The following is a 20,970-nucleotide window of genomic DNA, read 5'->3' as shown; positions in this document are numbered from 1 at the left end:
GTTATTCCTTATTTTCCAGTGGTCCAGTTGATTCGGTATCGACTTTCCCGTTGTCGAAATAGGTCCACGGCTGTGATGGCCGAGACTTTAGGTATCCCTTCTGCCAATTGAACTGGGGGTGCTGACGCAGGTGAGCATCTGCGTCAAACGGAGTACCGTCAGCGCGACCAAAACGCCCCCACATGTTCATCTTCAGTACGTCGTCGCCGGTGGCCAGTTTGGCGTCGACGGACCCAAATGGGTTGAACGGAACGCCATGAGAAGACAAATAGTAGAGAGGGTCAGCATCGTAGTGGGAACAGATAGTCCTCATTGACGGGTTGTTGTAGCCAAGGTAGACATCGTAGGTGTCCCCTATCATCGCCTGACCCACCTGGGTGTCAATCTGACCGTGGTGCTCTTCCAAAAGCTGCATCCACCTCACGCGCCTTGCCCCGGTAGGCCAGCGAACGTCGTTGTATCCATAGTCGTCACATTCCAGGTGCATAATACGCGGATCACTGGGGGCATTATCACCGAAGAAGGAGCCGTCTAGTGTCTTTTCGAGGTTTTGGTAGATAAGCCCCTCCTCATACCGGGCAATCTCTCCCGTGTTGGCATCTCCCACAAGCCATGTGTTGGCATAACCCCCGTTGTTATCCTTATTGAGCGTATCTACCCACTCGTCAATCGTCTTCGCATATTGCGTGGCCAAGCGGGAACGCACATACTCAGGGGCACGCTTTGGATCGTAACCGTGGAAGGAACCGATTGTTGTTTCAGTAACAACTAGCCCTGAGGATGCCACCCAGAAGTCGGTAAATGAGCCGACATAGCCGGGAACAGATTGCATCACCATGCGCGAACCTTCAGTGGGCGTGAGATCCAGAAGCACATTGAAATACTGTCCTGCCCAGAAGTCATCGAAGCTGGTGTGTGCAATAACTAGTTTCCCGTCCACGGTTGCTGAGCCAGTAGCGACAAAAGCTGAACAATGCGAACCTCGGGGTCCCTTCGGTCCTGCCTTCGCATATTTGGATGACACTGACGGGTACCAGTAGTCGGTTACCTCCATCCAGGCGTTCCAACCGATGATGTCCTCAAATGTTGCTGGGACTCCCGCGGCGGTGAGACCGGCAGCAATCCCCTTCATCTCATCGGCAATTTCTTCAGGGATTTTGTCTTTATGCATCTCCACGGCGTGCTTTTGGAAGAATGAGTATTCCAACCCAAAGCATTGATAAGTCATTGCCTTATAGACACGCTGGGCATCAGCCCACTCATCTGCCACCAAATATCCGTGTTGAAAGCCTCGCGCGAAAGGCTCACCGTTGATGTGCAAATAAATCCAGCCATTGATTTCTGACCGGGAGGCCTCTGCGACCCATTGCTCTTGCTCGCTTGATAGCTGTGCCATGTTTCCCCTTTTAATACCTCTGCCCGACAAGGGCATGTGAATTTTTTCGTACCTAGAAACTACGTGTTACTTCCATGACCATCCTTCGGCTTCTGTTCATCCTCATCCGAAGGAGGTGCTGCATGCTTTCCTGGTGAAAAGTGTGCTTTTTCTTCCGCTACCTGAGCTGCCTTGTGCGCTGCCTGAGCCTTTTCTTGCGCATCAGCCAAGGCTTGATCAGCTTCCGCTTCTTGGGCTAATGCCTGTGCAGCGGCCGCGAGCGCTTCTGATTCGGCAGCTGCTTCCCGTGCTGCACGTGCCGCCGCGGAAGCCGCAGTCGCTGGATCCGTAGGAACCGCCTCCGATGGCGCGGCCTGCGTAACTGTGCCAGTGCGCGGAGGTGTCGTAGCCGCGGCAGAAACTACCGGTGCAGCATCATGGTGTGAGGTAGCTGTGACAGAAGACGTTACTGTGCCAACCGCAGGGGCCCCGGTCTTTCCTCTCTTCTTCTCAGGCAAGAACCCTCCACTGATGAGCTGTTCTTCAGTCACCTGATCGTCAGGAGAAAAATGCCTCTTGACCGGCATCCCCATACCGTCTTGTCCTTCAGAGAGCATTTCTGTAGGAACATTAGAGGTGACTTTCTCCGGCTTTTTCAGTCCTTCAATCTGCCACGTGAAAGGAGGCGCAGGGTTGGTCGTGTCAACCCACGAAGGTTTGCGAGCCCGATAAATCCCAAATGCTAAAAGAAAAGTCAAAGCAACCATGAGTGCAATGCCGCCCACGTAGATCACAGGAGAGCCCACCTCTTTAGCAATCTGAGAGGGAGGAAAGAATGCTAAGACTATCCCAAATACCGAAGAGAATACTCCTAGTATTGCGACAATCCACGCACCTGCTTTACCTCCAGGAACCGTGAAGGATCGTGGCCTATTGGGCTGGTTGCGCCGCAGTTTCATGAAGGCTGTGAACATGAGGACATAGATCAGCAGATACAGAATAGTCACTGTTTGGGTGAGCATCGCATAGAATCCCTCAACGTTAGGGAAAAGCACTAGCGCTATCAATAACACAGAGATAACCATCGCCATAAGGAACATGAGGCGGGCAGGCATCCCCTTCTCATTGACCTTTTGGGCCCATTTAGGCAAGAATCCGCCACGTCCAGCGTTGACCAACATGAGGGGCACACCTGCGAGCCACGAAATAACCCCAGCTAATCCTGCCAATAGAGTCAGCCAGGCAACGATTGTAAAGACCCACGGGATACCAGCGGCTTTGCCAATCTCATAGAAGGTTGTATAGATGGCGTAGATGATGTTGATATCTTTTTGAGGAACCACCATCGCGATAATGACTGTTCCGACTATGAAGATTGCCATCGATAAAAGAGCAGCTATAAGAATCGCCGCGGGGTATGCCTTGCGCGGGTTCTTGAGTTGTTTGATGTGAGCAGCATTCATTTCCATTCCCGCGTAAGAAAAGAACACCCCAGCTGCCAGGGCCAGTGTTCCCATTCCCGACCATTTCGGTACCAGCCCGCTCCACGTCATGTCGATGGCGGGTTTGTTACCGTGTGCTAGCCAGATAATTACGAGCACAACCATGGCAGCCAGGGGGATAAGAGTTCCGAACACCACTCCCCATTTAGCGATTGTTTGAAAGACAGTTACGCCGCGCGAAGCCAAAAAGGTTATCGCCCAAAAATAGCCAATGCCGAAAACCAACACAATCCACGTAGTCGGATGCTCAGCCCATTCCATAGCTCTATGGATGTCGGTTTGGAAGAATCCCAATATATTGGCGATACTCGAAAGGCCTGCAGCTTGAGATATGGTCACCTCTACGTAAAGCAGAAGAATTGCCGTAAATCCAAGACCCGCTCCTAAGCCTTCACCGATCCAACGAAAAATACCACCTGGTTCTGGCCAGCCGGTAGCTAGTTCAGCAGCTACCAAGCAAATCGGTACAAGGAAGAGTATGGCGGCCAAGGCGAAGAATGTAACGGATGATAGACCGTATTCGGCTTGCTGGGAGTCGTTCGCCAATGCCGCAACTGCCGCAACATTGAGCATCGCCAGCCCAAATACGGTAATGCGTCCCGACGACGTTTTCTTCTTTGCCCCGACCGGGTCGGCACCCACAGGCGGTGGGCTGCCGGGTTTTTGCGTACTGTGTGTTTGTGAACTCATCTTCGTTTCCTTTCAGAAACCATGAATTTGTGTTGTGGATGATTACTAGATGCTGTCTTGTGTTGTGACGGTGCCGTTATCGAAGAGAGTCCACGGCTGAGAAGGTCTATCAACTAGATAGGGTGCCCACGTGTCCCATTCTGGATGTTCGCTGTTGTATTGTTCAGCGTAAAAGGGTGCGCCATCTGCTCGACCAAAGCGACCCCAAAATCGCATGGCCTTGATATCATCGGTGTCGGCAACTTTACCGTCGCACGAACCAAATGGCGCATAGGGTGCTGGCCCTCCAACATCTCCCGGGTCAGAGTCGCAGTGAGCACAAATGGTTCTTAATCCGGGCTTGCGATACCCCAAATAGGGATCAAAATCATCAGCTAAAAAGCGCTTGCCCAGTTCACCAGTAATGTCACCTTTATTGCCTTCAAGAAGTTGACGCCAGCGCACTCGCCTAGCTCCCACCTGAGAGCGAATATCGTTGTAGCCTACTGGAGAGCATTCCAAGTGGCGGATGCGTGGGTCGTTGGGACCGTTGTCACCGAAGTAATACCCATCGGAGGTCTTCTCAAAATTGGTGTAGACCAGTCCTTCCTCATAGCGTGCGATCTCTCCGGTATTGGCATCCGCAAGTAGCCACGTATTGGCGTATCCACCATTATCGTCTTTACGAATAAGGTCCACCCATTCGTCAATAGAATTGGCGTACTGGCAGGCAATGCGAGAACGAACGTATTCGGGGATCTTCTTAGGGTCGTATCCTTCGAATCCACCGATTGTGGTCTCAGTGATAGCCAAGCCCGCATCAGTAACCCAAAAATCCGTAAATGACCCCACGTAGCCTGGCACCGACTGCATTACCATGCGGTGCCCTTCAGAGGGTGTTATATCGAGAAATACGTTGAAATACTGGCCATACGCAAAATAGTCAAAAGAAGTATGGCCTAGGACAGGCTTAGAGTCTTTACTCCACGATCCGGTAGCCACAAACGCAGAGCAGTGCATGCTTTGGGCTTTCTTCGGCCCATCTTTCGCATACTTTTTCGATACTGTTGGCCACCAATAGTCCGTCATTTCTTGCCAAGCGTTCCACCCGATAATGTCGTCAACCGTCGTGGGATAGCCACCTGCCGTAAAACCAGCTGCAAGTCCTTCCATTTCTTGAAGAATTTCAGCCGGAATAAGGGGCTTATGCATCGCAACCGCATGTTCAACAAAGAATTTGTACTCCATCCCCAAAGTGAGGTACGTGGTCTCGGCGTATACACGCACGGCATTTCTAAACTCATCAACTGTGCAGTACCCCATTTGAAATCCGCGCTTAAATGGCTCACCCCCCACCCGCACATAGATCCAGCCGTTAACGTCCTGACGATGTACCTCTTGTACCCATCCTTGTTGTTCGTCAGTGAGCTCTTTTCCCATAACATCCTCCCCGTAAAAGCAATCCCTTATCACGCAATTACGTGATGTAGATCTCTTGGCCAGTATAAGGAGGAGTAGCGATCTGTGCAGTGCGAACGACGCCTATTTGCCCTTCAATATCAAATAGCAAGAATACGGAAATCTTTTCTCAGAGAAAGATTCTACTGATTTGAATATTCCTACTCCAGTTACCTCGCTATTTACCTGCTTCGCACCACGCGTAACAAGGAAGATGCCTTGCGGAGTAAACTAGGTGAAATGCTGCTCACCGTGAACTTGTTCCCTTCTTCGGGAGCCGCCGAAAGGATGCCATGAAAGATTCAAGCACTTGGAGCCGTCGACTAGGCAAATTAATCAGTTCCTTGGTAATCCTGTTGCTTGCGACCAGTGGCGCTCTTGCTTTCGGCGCCTCCAAATGGAGTCTAAGAGAATTTGGTCCTATCAGCGTTCCGCAAGCACTCGATAATCTTTCCGGTTCAGGAAACGAAGGAATCCCCGACTACTATGCTGCTTCATTGGCAAAATGGATCGTGTTTCCGGGGGTAGTAGTTTTTGTTGGGGCTTGCGTTGCGCTACTCCTCTCACAGTGGCTAGGAAAACACCACCATATCTTTTGGTCGCGTTTCATTCTGGCACTCACCCTTATCGGGTCTTTAGTCAGTGCCACTATAGGAGCGGTATACGCAGATAAGGCAATCAACCTCGTCAAATGGCTTACACCGCGTCCCACCCATGTCGATATCGCTGAATATTACGTCGAACCAGATGTAGTCAAACCGACTGACGGCGACAAAAACTTGGTTGTCATTTATCTAGAATCTATGGACACCGCATTCGCGGATGACTCTCTAGTGGAAGGTAACGCGCTAGAATCCCTCCTGGAGACAACAGAAGATTGGGCAACCCTTGACCGCTATACTCAATACCCCAGTGGGGGGTGGAGTCAGGCTGGAATGGTTGCTTCCTACTGCGGTATCCCGATCCGCGCTGAAGGAGAAGACAGCGTAGCCAATGGATCAGAAATTGCCGTAGATGCAGGACCTTACATGCCTGGTGTAACTTGCTTGAGCGACATACTCCATCAAGAAGGTTACAACCAGGTATTCCTATCTGGAGGCGATCTCACGTTCGCAAACTCACGAGATTTCTTAACAAGCCACGGCTTCGACCGAGTCCTAGAGTTGCGTGACTGGGAGGCGCAGGGAGAGACAGAGATGGTGAGCTGGGGTCTAGCTGATCGACGTCTCATCCACTATGTGAAGCAAGAGCTACTGGACCTCAGCAAGCAGAATGCTCCTTTTTCGCTCTCATTTGCAACCCTCGACAATCATTCTCCAGCTTCGATCCTCCCTCACTGCCCGGATGCATATAGCGACAAGACGCTATCAGCTATCAAATGCCAATCCGAGATGGTCGCAGAACTGGTCGATTTCATGGATGAAAATGGGCTCCTGGAGAACACAGTCGTCGTAATGATCGCGGATCACCAAATCATGGATGGCTATCCCGTAGCGGCATACCGTAACCTCATTCCCCGCCAGGATGAGTACCCGATATTCAACAAGTTCTACAGTCCTGACGGCGTAACACTGCAACGTTCAGAAGGCACTCAGCTTGATGTCTTTCCTACGCTCTACAACCTTTTGGGGGGCGAATTATCCGATGGCCGAGGCGGCTTAGGAGTGTCTCTCTTGGTGCCAGAAGAGTCTGCGACTCAAGGACAAATGCTTCCTTCGTTGTCACGCGATGAGCAATATGAGGTGCTGACATCGAAATCGTCAGATTGGATCCGTCAGATATGGGGAGAAACAGACTGATAGTCCGGCAGACCGTATATGCCTCAGTGTCATTCACTTTTTCTGTCGGTTTTTTATTCGGGCAATGAGTGGCTGCGTTATCTGCGCGGTCATCGCACCCACCTGAATCCCAATAGTCAGTGAGATTACAGCTGCTAGAACCGATAATGAAGCATTGGGGGGTGCGGTCTGGCTAGCAACACTCAAGACTGTCACCAAGCCTAGCGAACCCGGGACTAGCATATAAAAGGCAGGGCGAAATAGGACTATTGATGGCCAAGAGGCTCCCACTCCGATAGCAATACGCGAAATGAAAAGCGTGAGTGCAGCAGAAATTCCCCCCGCAATCACCGATCCCACTGCGGGTTCGACAAGGTTGAGTACCGCGTAAGAGAAGTACAGTGTCAGTGTCATAGCCAGAAACATCCGCACCGTGGACAGGTACGATAGCGCAAAACCCGCGGCGATGAAGAATACTGCAATCCATCGCGCCCACACCGGTGGAATACTCGCCCAAAGTCCTAAGGAGTGCTGGCTCTCAAAAGTACCCGTATTAAGAATCAATGAATTCGCTGAGATTCTTCCTCCAACAAGGTGTACTCCCACAAGAATTCCAGCTGCCAGCATTGCCCATACTAGGAGTCCGGAGACAAGGCGTCCGCCACCCGATATTGGGTCTCCACCGGAAATCTCCAGTACAGCATTTGTCACTAACATCCCAGGCACCAAAATTACTAGGGGGCCACACAAAGCAAAGGTCGGGAGGTCATGGACACCTATGACGGTGGCTGCCGTCCAGATTAGCAATGTGACAGCCAGGGCCAGCGCAAAGGCAACCATACCATTTGTCTGCCATGCAGGTGAAACACGAGATAGCAAGGCTCCGATAAGAAGTCCCAGGACCGCACTGACAACAACCGCCCACCAAGGGGATGCAAAGATCACGGTGATGGCCCCTGAAACCATCGCGCCACCTACCATTGCCATGAGCAACGGTGTACGTTTTGCTTTCGCTTCGATAGCATCCAGGTGCGGTGGGACGTCCGCGAGCAGTATTGTCCCCTGTACGGTACGTGAGGCTAATGAACCAACCTCTCCTATTTGTTGCAATGTGAAAGCGGATGACGGTGCAAGTGTCATCCGGGTCTGGCCAAGGTGTGGATCGTCAATAAACACCATGTTGGGTTGAACTTGAATGGCCAGATCAGATCTTCCTGAAACGCTCGCAATTCTATTGAGGTCTTGGCGAACATCGGTGACAGCATAGCCAACGGCAAGTAAAGCACCACCGAGCCGTCCCAATGCGGCATTCTCGCACTGTCTCTTGGCCTCCACTATTCGTCAAGGTTCTTGACGGCATTCTGTGCTGCTTGTGCGCTCTGCGCGGCTTTGGCTGCCTCTTGACTTGCCTGACTTATGACATCATTTCCCGCAATTCCATCACGCAAGAGTGCTCTCCCCATCGGGGTATTCCCCGAGAGAATATGGGCTCTAATATCGGCTTTTCCGCCGGTATCATATTTCTTATGTAGCGCCCAGATGGGGAATCCAACCGCAACCATCGCCATGCCCACCAAGACTTGCCACCAACCCAGAGACGGTATCTGCAGCAAAGCCGTAAGAATAGCCAAAATTGGAATGACTGGGCCTAGAGGTAGCTTCATCCCCGGAGTCTTCCATTTCTCCAACCCCATCTTTACCGCAGTAACGTCGACAATTACCATTGCAACGATCGCTGCTACGTTACAGAAGATAACGATGATTTTTAGTGCTTCTGCTCCGATACCGGGCAGAACCCCCAGCAGTAGCAAAATCAATGTAATGACGGCGGTCAAGGTAACCGATGACACTGGGTCGCCCTTTTTATTGAGATGTCCCAGCTTTGATGGAAGATCTCCATTTGCTGACATGTGGACCACGAGATCTGCTGAGCCCAACATATTCGCGTTCGCCCCCGACAAGGTCGAAACACACGCAGCTATTGCCACAAGGTAGGCACCCCATTGGCCTATGAGCTCTTTAGCGGCAATGGTCAGCCCATGTTCTGCAAAGCCTTCTGCTCCTGATTGCTTTGACATCACTAATGCGATCGCAACGCCGATATACACCACGGCGACAACCGCCAGGGAAAGAATAATAGCTTTGGGAACTGTTTTCCCGGGGTTCTTCACCGATCCTGACATGTTAGTGATGACATTGAATCCAGTGTATGCAGTAAACAATAATGCAGTGGCTGACCAGATTGACCCTGTGCCGTGAGGCAACCAGTTCGATAGCTCTGCAGGGGCGAAATGGATGAATCCGAAGATTACTAACAGGAGTAATGCTGCTAGCTTGAAAGCCACCATGAAAGTTTCGGCTTTTCCAACTAGTGCTGCTGGACCAAAGTTGAGAAGCGCCAATAGCACTGCAGCCCCAAGCGCAAACCAAATTGATTGCCCCTTTAGTGCGGGAAAGAATGTCAATAGATAGTTGGCAAAAGACATGAGGACATAAGCAATTCCAGTCACGCCGCAAATATAGAATGCCCACATCGTAATGAAGCGCCACATCGGAGACAGTGTCGTTGCAATCGGTGCATATCCACTCTCTCCAGGCTTAGCCCGCGAAGCTACAGCGGCAAAACACAAAGCAGATAGAAGCATTACTAAACCTGCAGCAATGTAAGAAATTATTGCCCCAGGACCGGCTTCTTGCACCACCATTCCCGAAAGCGCAAATACGCCTCCACCAACCATTGTCCCGACAGCAAATGCCACAAGGGGTATGAGCCCCAACGTTTTATTACCGGGTTTTCCAGTTGTGCTAGATGGGTTATTTGACATGCGATTCCCCTTTGTCTCAACTGCGCCTAAACTTCCCCGTTTCATAGGTAGAATATCCGAATATAGGCAAACTTGCTCGCGAAGAGTCCCCGCACACCTCGAATACTCATTCCTCGGCACTGAGTACTCATGTCGCCATTAAGGCGCATTCCACTGATGCGCAACTGTTCGGATGGTTTTGCTAGGAACCGTATTACCCTCTGACATGGGGGTGCATTCCTGTTGCCGCGATTGCTACCAGTGGTTATGTTTGACTCGATCATTCCATCACCATGATCAGAGGCAACTTATTCTAGGTACCGCTATCTCAACCCAAGTGGAAAACCTCGATGAGGTGCTATCCAATCCCGAGATAGTGATACGCAATGAGCTAGTCAAAGCTATTGGCAATGCGTGGCGGAACTCTACAGGGGCTCAGAAGGCCAAGGTGTTTTCTCTACTAGAGACATTTATTGAGTTCGCCCACGCGAATCCCAAGCTAGAAGTTCGTAACCGCGCACTCATTATTTCAACCGCGCAGGCTCGCAGCTTAGGTGGAAACAACTTCACCAATACTGCTGTGACCACAGAGAAGTACTTTGCTTCCAACGAAGACTTCCTCCTGTGGGATGTCACAGATAAATCTGTTGTTACCGAGCAAACAGTCTCATACCCCGTACTAGATTTGAGTCGTGGCGACATCAAAGAGTCGGCAACCGACGTGAAATCGATTTTCGATGTTGCGGAAAACACGGTCGGCGTAGAAATCTGTCTGGATCATTCGGACCAGAGATTGCGCAAGTCTGCATTTTCATCCCCTTGGCCTAGCGGTCACAATGCTATTGCACTACACCTTATTCCCTCGTGCGGAATGCAGCTGCATCCAGCCTCAGTCGCGGCTAGATCAGGCGGAATCGCGTTCAATTGCGATGGCCAATATGCGCTGTCACCATCCGATTATGGCACTGCACACGCGGGGACCATTGGCGGGGTTGCTTCCCTTCATGTTGATTATTCGACTGATGGTGATACGCCCTACCAAGCACATACACAGCTCTCACGCATTGTTAACGGACCGACGGGAGGAGATTCTGCTGCTGTCAGTTCTTCCAATGCCACATTTGAGGTACCCGACACTGACGTGACAGTTATTCCGCTTGAAGAAACGTCTGCCCTTTCAACAGTTTTTGCTGGAGGAGCTGGAGCCTTACATATATATGGGCTGACCAAGCCATTATCTCTTTGATTGTCGTTGGGGTGTGTCATCTACCAATAGATAGCACACCCCAACAAACTTCGTAGAAGGATGCCAAACCAATGGAATACTTCTGGCTGATAATAGGGGCTGTAATCACCGTATTTACAATGGTGGATACCTTTTTTACTGTCCTCAATTACAACGAACGTGGACTACTAGTCAATCGCTTCATTAGGTGGGAGTGGCGAGCGGTCAGAACCCTCATCAGCGCTCTACCCATACATAAGAGGCGCTGGTTCCTTCGCCAAGTTACCGGACTAGTCCTCGTATCAGCTATCAGCTTGTGGCTATCAGGGTTGATCCTAGGTTTTGCCCTCATGTTCTACGGCGCGGCGGGACTTGGAGCACTCACGCACACCGGCGGCCGCATCGGATTCTGGGAATCCGTATATTTGAGTTTGGGCCAGTTCTCAACGGTTGGTGCGGATCAATTTACTCCAATGAAAACGTGGGTTGCGATTCTCACCGTCTGTGAGACCTTGCTGAGTATTGTCTTCTTGTCGATGGTCATCACTTTCTTGTTCAATATTTACAGCTGTATCCAAGCGCTCCGTACGCTGTGCGCATCGTTTCCGTCACGCCACACCAATGTGACCTCACCTTTGGATGAGCTCTCCCCCTATTTCCCTCATCGAGGATCCAACAGTCTAGAACTCCATCTGGTAGAGCTACGCTGCAACCTCAACGGATACTTCGATAGTTTGGCCCAAGACCATCCCGGATTCTTTTTTCAAAGTGGTGCGGATAGATTTGCGATGCCTTTTGCGGTATTCATGACAGCAGGAACGATCGAAGGTCTCCGCTACGGGATTCCCCAGAGCCACCCAGCCGCCCAGGAACCGGAACTTCCTCGCTTGTGTGATTCCTTCGAGGGATCCTTGAGTCAGATTGTCGACCGCTACAATTGGGAAATCCCTCAGCCGTCAAATGCATTGTCTTTAGAACAGTTTTCTGATGAGTATCAACGCTCTTATGGCTCCGGGTCCGATGTCGACCAATACGTAGCTAGATTCAGACGTCTTGTCTCGTCCATGTCTGCCATGGATACTGCGCCAGAGGACTGTGAAGCCTCAACTTCCGACCTCTACTCTCGTTATTGCCATTGGCTGGCATTTATCACGCGGGTCGACGCGTTTGTAGCGAAGGCCAGCAGAGAGCTACTATATGCACCCACATATATTCCAGGCGCCCACCAACCTCAGCCGCCTGTCACCTTATTTGGTTGGCAGATCAAGCAAAGTGATCCCATCCGCCAGTGAGTCTCTTGCCTTCCATGACAACACCAGGCTGACCGGCACTGACTTTCCCAATCGGCTGAAAAGGATCAGGTACCCTATCACTGGGGAACACTGCCAACAAGGAATGGTCTTCTCCCCCATATAGAACCCGATCGATTGTCCCCGCTTCTGCGACATAGGCATCGAGTAATGCGGGATCTAACTCAATCAGTACTTGTGATGCTTTGGCGATGCGGGCTGCGTCGCGGACCAGTCCGTCAGAAACATCCATCATTGCTGTTGCGCCGGCCTTTGCGGCAATAGGACCGGCTTCTAAAGGTGGACGTGGAACCCGGAAAACGTCGATTGCTGGATCATCCTTGCCTTCTGTGAGTGCCTCAAATCCGCGCAACGACAGTCCTAGAGTTCCGGCTAGAGCCAGGGTTTGTCCAGGCGCTGCTCTACCGCGCGTCACTGCGGGGCCTTCCACAGAGCCAAAGGCTGTCACGGAAATGGATATATATGAGCCACCAGAAAGGTCCCCGCCTACAACGCCAATATTGTAACTAGCTAAGCCGCGCGCGCAGTCTTCGACCCAACTCACTTCGGTGTCTCCGGGCAACACCATCGAAACGACCATACCTGTAGGCACCGCACCCATCGCCGCGACATCCGCAAGGTTTTGTGCAGCGGCCCTTGCTCCAATATCAAATCCAGAAGACCATTGTGTGCGAAAGTGTTGGTCTTGAACCAATACGTCTGTGGTGACAACGAAAGAACCACCCGGAGCCTCTATGACTGCACAGTCGTCACCAGGACCGAGAATAGTGTGTTCCCCACGAGGAAGTAGCGGGGTGATTGCAGCAAGCAAACTTTCCTCGCTCATATCTTTGACCTTCACCGGGCCTCCTGAGAAGCGAAAAGGCATATGCCTGCGGCGACGCCAACGTTGAGTGATTCTGCATTGCCGCTCATAGGAACTGAGACCAGAGCATCACACTGGGCAATCTCTTCACTGGTCAATCCTTCGGCTTCATTGCCGAAAACCCATGAATGCGGCTGACGCAATTCCTCCTGTGACAGAGGTCCCCCGCCTCCAGCAGCTCCGATGAGTTTTCCACCGATGTGCCGTGCAACAGTCGAGAACTCTACGCCTGCTGATACTGGAATATGAAAAATACTGCCGGCAGAAGATCGAATAACTTTAGGTGATGTCACGTCCACACTACCCCGGCACATGACCACCCCCGCCGCTCCGAAAGCATCGGCACTGCGAATAATCGTTCCAGCATTGCCGGGGTCTTGGGTTCGCGGAAGTATCACCAACGGCCACTTTTCGAAGTCGACAGGTTCAAGCGCATCGGTTGTGCATACGGCAAAAATTCCCTGAGTCTCATCACCGACAGCTTTGGCAACCTCAGGACTCACTTGGTGACACCACTTGGTCACCGATTGCGCCAACTCCCAGAGTTCGCCCTCCGGGCTGACTGAATATACGTCACGAACCATCTGAGGCCGAAAGCGTAAGAGTTCACGTACTGCTTGGGGGCCCTCAACACGCAGAAGACCCCGCTTAATGCGGAAAGACCGCCTTCCTAGTGCCACAACATTTCGCACCCTTTCTGAGCGCAAATTGTCGATGATAGGAAGGCGGTCCGCCATTGTAAAACTAGGCTGCTGCGGGAGCGTTGACATCCGCTGGCAAAGCGGCCTTAGCCGTCTCAACCAGTTTGGCAAACACAGCAGGATCGTTGACAGCAAGCTCAGCAAGCATACGACGATCCAACTCAATGCCAGCAAGACCCAAGCCCTGCATGAATCGGTTGTAGGTCAAGCCGTTAGCGCGGGCTCCAGCATTGATGCGTTGAATCCACAGACGACGGAAATCACGCTTCTTGTTGCGACGATCCCGGTAAGAGTAGACCATCGAGTGCGTGACCTGCTCTTTTGCCTTGCGGTACAGACGTGAACGCTGACCGCGGTAACCCGAGGCTTGCTCAAGTACAACGCGACGCTTCTTCTTGGCGTTTACTGAACGCTTTACACGTGCCATAAGTATCTACCCTCCAACTCAGCGCTTGCCCAGCAAGCGGCCAACTTCCTTTTGATCCGCACGCGAGACTGCTAGGTCGGCAGAAAGGCGACGCTTGCGACGGCTGGACTTATGCTCGGCCAAGTGACGGTGTCCGGCCTGCTCACGCATCAGCTTGCCAGAACCGGTGACGCGGAAGCGCTTCTTGGTTCCCGAGTGGGTCTTATTCTTCGGCATTTTCCTTTTTCCTTATTCGTCGTCGGCGAGGGGTGACTCGCTGACAGTCTTACGCTGGGCGATTCGTGCTGCCCGCTCTTCATGCTTGTTACGGCGTGCTTCCCGCTCAGCTTGACGCCGTGCACGCTGTTCAGTCATGGCGTCTGCTTTCTTACGCGTTGGTGCCAAAACCATGGTCATGTTGCGACCATCCTGAGTGGGAAGCGACTCAACAGTAGCCATCTCCCCCACTTCCTCGGCTAAGCGCTGAAGCAAGCGGATCCCTGCTTCAGGTCGCGACTGTTCGCGACCGCGGAACATGATCATGACCTTGACTTTGTCTCCTTGATTGAGGAAACGTTCAACGTGGCCTTTTTTGACACGGAAGTCGTTATCGTCAATCTTGAGGCGAAAGCGAATCTCTTTAAGTTGTGTATTGGCTTGATTGCGGCGAGCGTCGCGAGCCTTTTGTGCTGCCTCGTACTTGTACTTGCCATAATCCATCAGCTTCGCGACCGGCGGACGCGCGTCAGGCGCGACCTCTACCAGGTCAAGGCCAGCTTCTTCGGCCAAGCGCAGAGCATCTTCGACGCGCACAACGCCAACTTGCTCCCCTCCGGGCCCTACTAAACGCACTTCTGGGACGCGGATTCGATCGTTGATACGAGTTTCGCTGATGGGTTTCTCCTTATTCTTACTATTACAGAGAAAGCAAAAAGCCTTCGCCGCTTGCACGCGCACGAAGGCTCCATAGTCTCAGGTAACACTCACGTGTTACCACTGACTACCCGGGCCCCTCATATGGGTCCTCTAGGTGGGATTTCTCCGCTTGCGTGCAGGTTGCCCTTACACGGTCGACATAATCATACCAGGTGTACGGGTGTGCTTTGCGGTGTTCTCTCTCACAACCGGACTGGCCGAAACTCGATTCGGTCCGCAGCAACCCCAAGTCTCGGTAGGCGCGATATCCGAAGCAAATGTGCCTCAATCTCTTGACGCGTAGAACCACTCACTTCGATCACTAGCGGATCGGTGCATGGAAGAATACGCACTGAGTCACCTAAGTCATACTGAAGTTCAGCATCCTCCCATGGAGGTAACCACGAGTCGCCTGCAGCTAAGGCCTCTACAGCCGGCCTTGGGATCACCCATTTCCCATCAACCAGCAGCCGCGGACAATCCTGCCCGATAGCGAGCATCGCTGCTTCGATACCACTCTTTTGTACTGGACGTGCCTGCGGATCCATCTCAATCAACCTGGCAAGCGAGGTGAACGCAAGAACACACCCGTCTTCTACACGAACCGGTTCACCTGCGACCAGCAGCAACCTTTCAACTAAAAATGCCTGAACAAGTTCAGCTGGCGGATAGGTAGATCTCAAAGCCTTTTCGGTCATTGGCATGAGACGACCCGTGTCAGTTCGATCTGGCCTGCCCTCAAGCCGCCCCTGGAGACGCCGAAGCTTCTCAGTATCCAGCAACGTCCAGAGCCTCAGCTAGGGTAAAGGCACCGGCATACAGAGCCTTCCCGACTATCGCACCTTCGATACCACTGGGAACCAAAGACCGAAGCACACGCAGGTCCTCCAACGACGACACGCCTCCCGAAGCAATCACCGGCGCGCCACTACGCTGGGCAACCGCTGTGAGCAGTTCGACATTGGGCCCGGTGAGCATGCCGTCTCGTTCGACATCGGTAACAACATAGCGCGAACAACCTGCCATTTCGAGGCGATCGAGCACCTCCCACAAGTTGCCGCCCTCCTTAGTCCACCCTCGCGCTGCCAGAGTTTCGCCTCGCACATCTAAGCCAACAGCAACTTTGTCACCGTATTCTGCAATTGCCGTGGCGGTCCACTCTGGATTCTCTAGGGCCGCTGTTCCCAAATTGACGCGTTGTGCACCACAATCAATAGCGTTCTTCAGAGACTCCGCATCTCTAATTCCGCCTGAGAGTTCCACTTTGATGGGTACATCAGCAATGATGCTCTGCAAGAGAGGAAGATTCGATCCACGGCCAAAAGCAGCATCCAAGTCAACCAGGTGGATCCACTCGGCTCCGGCCTCAACGAAGTCACGTGCTACGTCAACGGGCGAACCATAGACAGTCTCCGTACCAGCTTCCCCTTGCGATAAGCGGACGGCTTTGCCCTCAACAACATCAATGGCGGGCAAAAGCGTGAGTTTCATTCGTTCTCCTTACCTGCGGCTGCAAGCCAGTTCTTGAGTAATTTCAGGCCTGCGTGGCCCGACTTCTCGGGGTGGAATTGGGTGGCCCAAAGCGGACCACTTTCAACGGCAGCAATGAAAGCCTGACTGTATTGTGCTTCGGCTACCAGCACCGTGTCCTCACGTGCAAGATTCAAAACTGCCGGCTGGGCTAGGCGCCCGTAAGAGTGAACAAAGTAGAAACGTTCGTCGCCTATACCTGTGAACATGCGTGACTCTGGTGCCGACTGAACATGTGACCATCCCATGTGAGGAAGCTTGTGAGCTGGCAGTTCCTCTACGATCCCTGAAAGAATGCCAAGACCACTGTGCACACCCTTTTCCGTGGATTCCTCAAAGAATATCTGCATGCCCACGCAGATTCCCAGCACTGGTTTATTTTCTGTGAGGCACATGCGAACCAGTTCTGGGCCTCCGCGACTTTTGAATCTGTCCATGACGTACCCGAAAGCTCCCACGCCCGGCACCAAGACGGCTTCAGCATGCGCAACGATGCCAGCATCATGGGTCAAAATCGCGGTTGCACCCGCCCGTTCAATCGCATGACATGCAGAATGAACATTTCCTGCACCATAGTCGAACACCGCCACCTTCATGGTCGGCGTCCTGGACGTCTGAAGAATTTCTTCCATCCGCTGCCATCATCAGGAAAATCTGATGGCGTGGCGCGTCCCAGGAGTAAATCTTCGGCAATATCGTCAAGTTGATTAATGAGGATCCCTGATTCGAGGGTCTCTTCGGGCTCGCCATCCACGTACCGTTTAGCGGTAATGTTCCCGGCAATTCCCGACTCGAAACTCTCGTCTTCCGCCAGCCACGATACGAGAGCTACTGCCCCATACGGCGTGAATGTCGATACTACCTTTGCGACGCGATCCACTGCGTCGGGAATGGGGCGCTGCCCTGTCAACAGAAGAAGTTCCTCATCAACTAGAGCATCTGCAGGATCGAGGGGTATCCATACTGCCGCCCAAGGATCCGTTTTCACAACATCAGCATCAATACCAGCCAATTTGAGTAACGCTCCCAGTGCCGCTGCATCATTAACGGGCGCTAAAACCATTCCAATGGAGGTCCTTTTAGACTCTAGCTCAGAAGTGTCTTCAAGAGGTACCTCTAAATCTGAAGACAATCCTGCAGTGAGCCGCTCAAATTCGTCATCCACATCGTCATCGCTCATAGACTCCCTTTCGTTGAGGGAACTCCCGTTACCCGTGGGTCCAAAGCTACCGCTTCACGCAAAGCCAGAGCTAACGCCTTGAACTGAGCCTCAACAATATGATGCGGGTCGCGGCCATCAAGGAGTGTCATATGGAGGCAAATCCCAGCATTAAATGAGAACGACTCAAAAACGTGCTGTGTGAGCGACCCCGTAAACTGGCCGCCGATCAGGTGATACTCCTGGCCTGCAGGTTCACCCGAACACACACAATATGGTCTGCCAGCTAGATCCACTACGGCACGTGCCAAAGCTTCGTCCAGTGGAGCAAATCCGGTACCGTAGCGGCGCAGTCCGCGCTTATCACCCAGCGCTTCTTTCAACGCCCACCCCAGCGTGATCGCAGCATCTTCCACTGTGTGATGCGCATCAATATGGATATCGCCCATAGATTCGACCTCAAGGTCGATGAGCGAGTGCCTTCCTAATGCCGTAAGCATATGGTCATAAAAAGGTACCCCTGTGGCAATCTGGGTTGCACCAGTACCATCGAGGTTAATCGTTACTTTTACTTGAGACTCGGATGTTTCCCGCGACACGGTCGCGATACGTTGACTCATGATTCCACCTCTACTAATGCTTCCCGGAAACGTTGATTTTCCTCCGGTGTACCTACCGTAACCCTCAGGGTGCTTTCTGGCCCAACAATGCGAACCAGGACGCCTCGATCAACTAGCCCCTGCCAGGTGCTGGTGCGATCCGGTAGCGGCCCAAAAAGCAAGAAGTTCGACGATGACTGCGCTACCTGGTATCCCTGCTCTCGAAGCCACTGGGCGAGCTTTTCCCGCTCGCTCCGTATGAGATCGATTTGAGCGAGTTGTTGCGGACTATAGTCAATCGCAGCAATACCAGCAGCTTGGGTAAGTAACGACAAGTGGTACGGCAAACGTACCTTTTGGACCTCGTCAATTACTTCAGGCGCAGCAGCCATGTATCCCAGACGAAGTCCGGCGGCCGCGAATGCCTTAGACATCGTCCGCGTCACCACGAGGTGTGGATAGCGGTCGAGCAATGTGAGAGCCGAAGCAATGCCCGGCTCTCGAAACTCCGAATAAGCCTCATCGATCACAACAAGGGTCGCTGCTCCACCAGGCCCAGTGCTTGTGGCGGCCTCAAGAATTTCCTTGACGTCATCTAGTTCGACTGGAATACCGGTGGGGTTATTCGGACTTGGGAGAAGCAGCACCGCAGGTCGATGGGTACGCAAGCCAGCAATAATGTCACTTACTCGTGGTGACGGGAAAAGTCCTTCACCGGGTGGAAGAAGAACCCAGCCGGTATTCGTGTCGCGGGCATACTCCTCATACATGGAGTAAGTCGGCGCGCATGCCATAGCAACTCGCCCCGGGCCTCCAAAGGCCTGCAACAGCTGCACCATCACTTCATTCGATCCATTGGCGGCCCAAAGTTGCTCGATCGGTAGCTCAACGCCCGACTCTAAACGGAGATAGCCCGCTAGTTTCTCCCGCAGCGCGACAGCATCTCTGTCTGCGTAGCGGTTCAAGCGGGTCATTGCTCCGCGAACTGCTTGAGTAACCGCGTCTACTACCTCGTCACTGGGCGCATATGGATTCTCGTTGACGTTCAATCGCACGGGAGCATCCAACTGAGGCGCTCCATAGGGTTCGACATCCGCCAGTTCTCTTCTTCGTGGGAGTCGCACCCCCCTTTGACTGGAGGCACCCTTGCGAATCAAAGCTGCCGTGCCGTGAGCAGGGAGCTGCTCCGCCTCTGACAAAGCAACCAAATCCCCAGTCACTTCTGACAATGCAGCAGCATCATAGTCAATCACCTGCACCGACCTCAAAAACTGAGTCGAGTTCAATCCACTGGCATAGCGAGCAGTCCCGCCAGTCGGAAGTACGTGATTAGAGCCCGCCATGTAGTCGCCTAGAGGCACTGGACTATAGTGCCCCACAAAAATAGCCCCAGCATTGCGGATCCGCATTGCCCGCTCCGTCGCATCGGCAGTGATAATCTCCAAGTGCTCCGGGCCGTATGCTTCTACGACAGCTTCGCCCTGAGTCAAATCATCGACAAGGACGATAGCTGATTGGGGTCCCGACAGCGCGGTGCGGATTCTATCCTCGTGAAAAGCTCCAAGTATCTGCCGCTCTAGCTCTTCTTGAACAACCTCAATAAGAGATTCACTATCAGTGATTAAAACCGAGGCCGCCGCAGGGTCATGCTCAGCCTGACTTATGAGGTCAGCTGCCACGTAATCGGCACGCGCTGTATTGTCCGCCAGAATGCCAATTTCAGTCGTTCCAGCCTCCGCGTCGATTCCACAGGTGTCTTGAACCAAGCGCTTTGCGGCGGCTACGTAGATATTTCCCGGGCCCGTAACCTTATCAACTGGCACGCATTCGTAGTCCCCGTCCGTGAATCCATAAGCCATCGCTGCGATAGCCTGGGATCCGCCAGCAGCGATCACTTCCGTTATACCCAATAGCTCACAGGCGGCCAAGATCGTTGGATGTGGTAGCCCTTTAAACTCTGCTTGTGGAGGGGTTGCGACAACGATCGAGTCGACGCCAGCGACCTGGGCCGCGACCACATTCATTACTACTGACGAGGGATATACCGCTAATCCCCCAGGAACATATAGCCCTACACGGCGCAAGGGAACCCACCGCTGAAAAACCATCCCCCCCGGTATGACTTCCGTTTCCGTTTCGCGCGGTAGCTGCGCTTCATGGGTTGCTCTCACGTGAGCAATCATTGTTCTGAGGGCATTAAGGATCTTCGGGTCTACGTCCTCAAGAGCCTGTTTCAAGGCATTCCGCGATACCCGAAGCGATTCTGGTCTCACGTGATCAAAATGCTCGCTGAAATGGTAGAGCGCAGCAGCACCCTCTTCGCGCACTCGATCCAGTATTGGAGCGACTATCTCGACGGCCTTTGCAGTATCAATCTCCGGCCTAGGGAGTATCGAAGCAAAGCCTTTTTCGGGCTGGGCATCCCTCATATGTATGACTCTCACAACTAAATGGTAGTGGGCGCAGCTTTCCTAGTTTCAAAAGGTCCGACGCCCGGACAAAAGCGACGACGATCACACCCATTAACCTTGCGTGGCGGCGATTCGTTCCCTAGACTGGTTACCGATCGCCCGGCAGTATGGGGCGCATTGCCTTGATTCCCCGAAATAAATGGGAAGATACGCCAACGTCTTCCCTTGGGCGGGGGGGACTCCGAAAATTCCCCCCGCCCACC

General features: G+C 52.7%; 19 protein-coding genes. 3 read left to right on the top strand and 16 right to left on the bottom strand.

All coding sequences use genetic code 11. From position 1 onward, the window contains the following. Nucleotide 1: 1 nt before the first annotated feature. Genes FYJ24_RS02495 through FYJ24_RS02485 form a run of 3 tightly spaced genes read right to left on the bottom strand, consistent with a single transcriptional unit; the run spans nt 2 to nt 4,986 of the window. Entirely contained in the window at nt 2-1,396 is a 1,395-nt protein-coding gene (locus tag FYJ24_RS02495; protein WP_154543235.1) for a C45 family autoproteolytic acyltransferase/hydolase, read from the bottom strand. Between the two features lie 59 nt (nt 1,397-1,455). Continuing rightward, entirely contained in the window at nt 1,456-3,567 is a 2,112-nt protein-coding gene (locus tag FYJ24_RS02490) for an amino acid permease (protein WP_206192449.1), read from the bottom strand. A gap of 45 nt (nt 3,568-3,612) precedes the next feature. After that, nucleotides 3,613-4,986, bottom strand: a complete 1,374-nt coding sequence (locus tag FYJ24_RS02485) for a C45 family autoproteolytic acyltransferase/hydolase (protein ID WP_154543233.1) — start codon at nt 4,984-4,986, stop codon at nt 3,613-3,615. A gap of 311 nt (nt 4,987-5,297) precedes the next feature. Here FYJ24_RS02485 and FYJ24_RS02480 point away from each other — a divergent pair, with 311 nt between their 5' ends. After that, nucleotides 5,298-6,803 carry an LTA synthase family protein gene (locus FYJ24_RS02480; protein WP_154543231.1) on the top strand — a complete coding sequence of 502 codons (1,506 nt, stop codon included), beginning with the start codon at nt 5,298-5,300 and terminating at the stop codon, nt 6,801-6,803. A gap of 33 nt (nt 6,804-6,836) precedes the next feature. On the opposite strand, the gene FYJ24_RS02475 is transcribed toward FYJ24_RS02480, so the two are convergent. After that, nucleotides 6,837-8,084 (bottom strand): threonine/serine exporter family protein, encoded by a 1,248-nt coding sequence (locus tag FYJ24_RS02475; RefSeq protein WP_154543229.1) that lies wholly within the window; start codon nt 8,082-8,084, stop codon nt 6,837-6,839. 32 nt (nt 8,085-8,116) lie between these two features. Further along, nucleotides 8,117-9,607, bottom strand: a complete 1,491-nt coding sequence (locus FYJ24_RS02470; RefSeq protein WP_206192448.1) for an APC family permease — start codon at nt 9,605-9,607, stop codon at nt 8,117-8,119. Between the two features lie 250 nt (nt 9,608-9,857). On the opposite strand from FYJ24_RS02470, the gene FYJ24_RS02465 reads away from it, so the two are divergent. Together FYJ24_RS02465 and FYJ24_RS02460 are read left to right on the top strand one after the other, a co-directional pair. Beyond that, entirely contained in the window at nt 9,858-10,832 is a 975-nt protein-coding gene (locus FYJ24_RS02465; protein WP_154543225.1) for a hypothetical protein, read from the top strand. Between the two features lie 119 nt (nt 10,833-10,951). Further along, entirely contained in the window at nt 10,952-12,103 is a 1,152-nt protein-coding gene (locus tag FYJ24_RS02460; RefSeq protein WP_206192447.1) for a two pore domain potassium channel family protein, read from the top strand. On the opposite strand, the gene thiL is transcribed toward FYJ24_RS02460, so the two are convergent. The 11 genes from thiL to FYJ24_RS13325 form a co-directional block, all read right to left on the bottom strand. Then, the gene (gene thiL, locus FYJ24_RS02455; RefSeq protein WP_225871932.1) at nt 12,075-12,947 is read right to left on the bottom strand and encodes a thiamine-phosphate kinase; all 873 of its coding nucleotides are present in this window, start codon (nt 12,945-12,947) and stop codon (nt 12,075-12,077) included. The two genes, FYJ24_RS02460 and thiL, sit on opposite strands and share 29 nt — an antisense overlap. Before the next feature lie 11 nt (nt 12,948-12,958). Next, complete coding sequence (locus FYJ24_RS02450; RefSeq protein ID WP_225871931.1) at nt 12,959-13,723, bottom strand: TrmH family RNA methyltransferase; 765 nt, start codon at nt 13,721-13,723, stop codon at nt 12,959-12,961. Nucleotides 13,724-13,730: 7 nt separating this feature from the next. Continuing rightward, complete coding sequence (gene rplT / locus FYJ24_RS02445; protein WP_154543217.1) at nt 13,731-14,114, bottom strand: 50S ribosomal protein L20; 384 nt, start codon at nt 14,112-14,114, stop codon at nt 13,731-13,733. A gap of 18 nt (nt 14,115-14,132) precedes the next feature. Continuing rightward, nucleotides 14,133-14,330, bottom strand: coding sequence for a 50S ribosomal protein L35 (rpmI, locus tag FYJ24_RS02440; RefSeq protein WP_154543215.1), 198 nt, complete (start codon nt 14,328-14,330; stop codon nt 14,133-14,135). 12 nt (nt 14,331-14,342) lie between these two features. Next, complete coding sequence (gene infC, locus FYJ24_RS02435) at nt 14,343-15,050, bottom strand: translation initiation factor IF-3 (RefSeq protein WP_318656472.1); 708 nt, start codon at nt 15,048-15,050, stop codon at nt 14,343-14,345. 161 nt (nt 15,051-15,211) lie between these two features. Continuing rightward, nucleotides 15,212-15,790 carry a hypothetical protein gene (locus FYJ24_RS02430; RefSeq protein WP_154543213.1) on the bottom strand — a complete coding sequence of 193 codons (579 nt, stop codon included), beginning with the start codon at nt 15,788-15,790 and terminating at the stop codon, nt 15,212-15,214. Continuing rightward, nucleotides 15,777-16,499, bottom strand: coding sequence for a bifunctional 1-(5-phosphoribosyl)-5-((5-phosphoribosylamino)methylideneamino)imidazole-4-carboxamide isomerase/phosphoribosylanthranilate isomerase PriA (priA, locus tag FYJ24_RS02425; protein ID WP_154543211.1), 723 nt, complete (start codon nt 16,497-16,499; stop codon nt 15,777-15,779). The genes FYJ24_RS02430 and priA overlap by 14 nt, the downstream gene beginning before the upstream one ends. Further along, nucleotides 16,496-17,170 (bottom strand): imidazole glycerol phosphate synthase subunit HisH, encoded by a 675-nt coding sequence (hisH, locus tag FYJ24_RS02420; RefSeq protein ID WP_154543209.1) that lies wholly within the window; start codon nt 17,168-17,170, stop codon nt 16,496-16,498. Before hisH ends, priA begins: the two co-directional genes overlap by 4 nt. Next, a complete protein-coding gene (locus FYJ24_RS02415; protein WP_154543207.1) occupies nt 17,131-17,718 on the bottom strand; it encodes a hypothetical protein in 588 nt (195 codons plus the stop codon). Before FYJ24_RS02415 ends, hisH begins: the two co-directional genes overlap by 40 nt. Then, entirely contained in the window at nt 17,715-18,317 is a 603-nt protein-coding gene (gene hisB, locus FYJ24_RS02410; RefSeq protein WP_154543205.1) for an imidazoleglycerol-phosphate dehydratase HisB, read from the bottom strand. Before hisB ends, FYJ24_RS02415 begins: the two co-directional genes overlap by 4 nt. Continuing rightward, nucleotides 18,314-20,740 (bottom strand): histidinol-phosphate transaminase, encoded by a 2,427-nt coding sequence (locus FYJ24_RS13325; protein ID WP_318656471.1) that lies wholly within the window; start codon nt 20,738-20,740, stop codon nt 18,314-18,316. Before FYJ24_RS13325 ends, hisB begins: the two co-directional genes overlap by 4 nt. Between the last annotated feature and the right edge of the window lie 230 nt (nt 20,741-20,970).

The sequence above is a fragment of the Scrofimicrobium canadense genome, assembly GCF_009696615.1.
Taxonomy (GTDB): Bacteria; Actinomycetota; Actinomycetes; order Actinomycetales; family Actinomycetaceae; genus Scrofimicrobium; species Scrofimicrobium canadense.
Note: the sequence above shows the minus strand (reverse complement) of the source record. Positions and strands in the feature narration are given on the sequence as shown.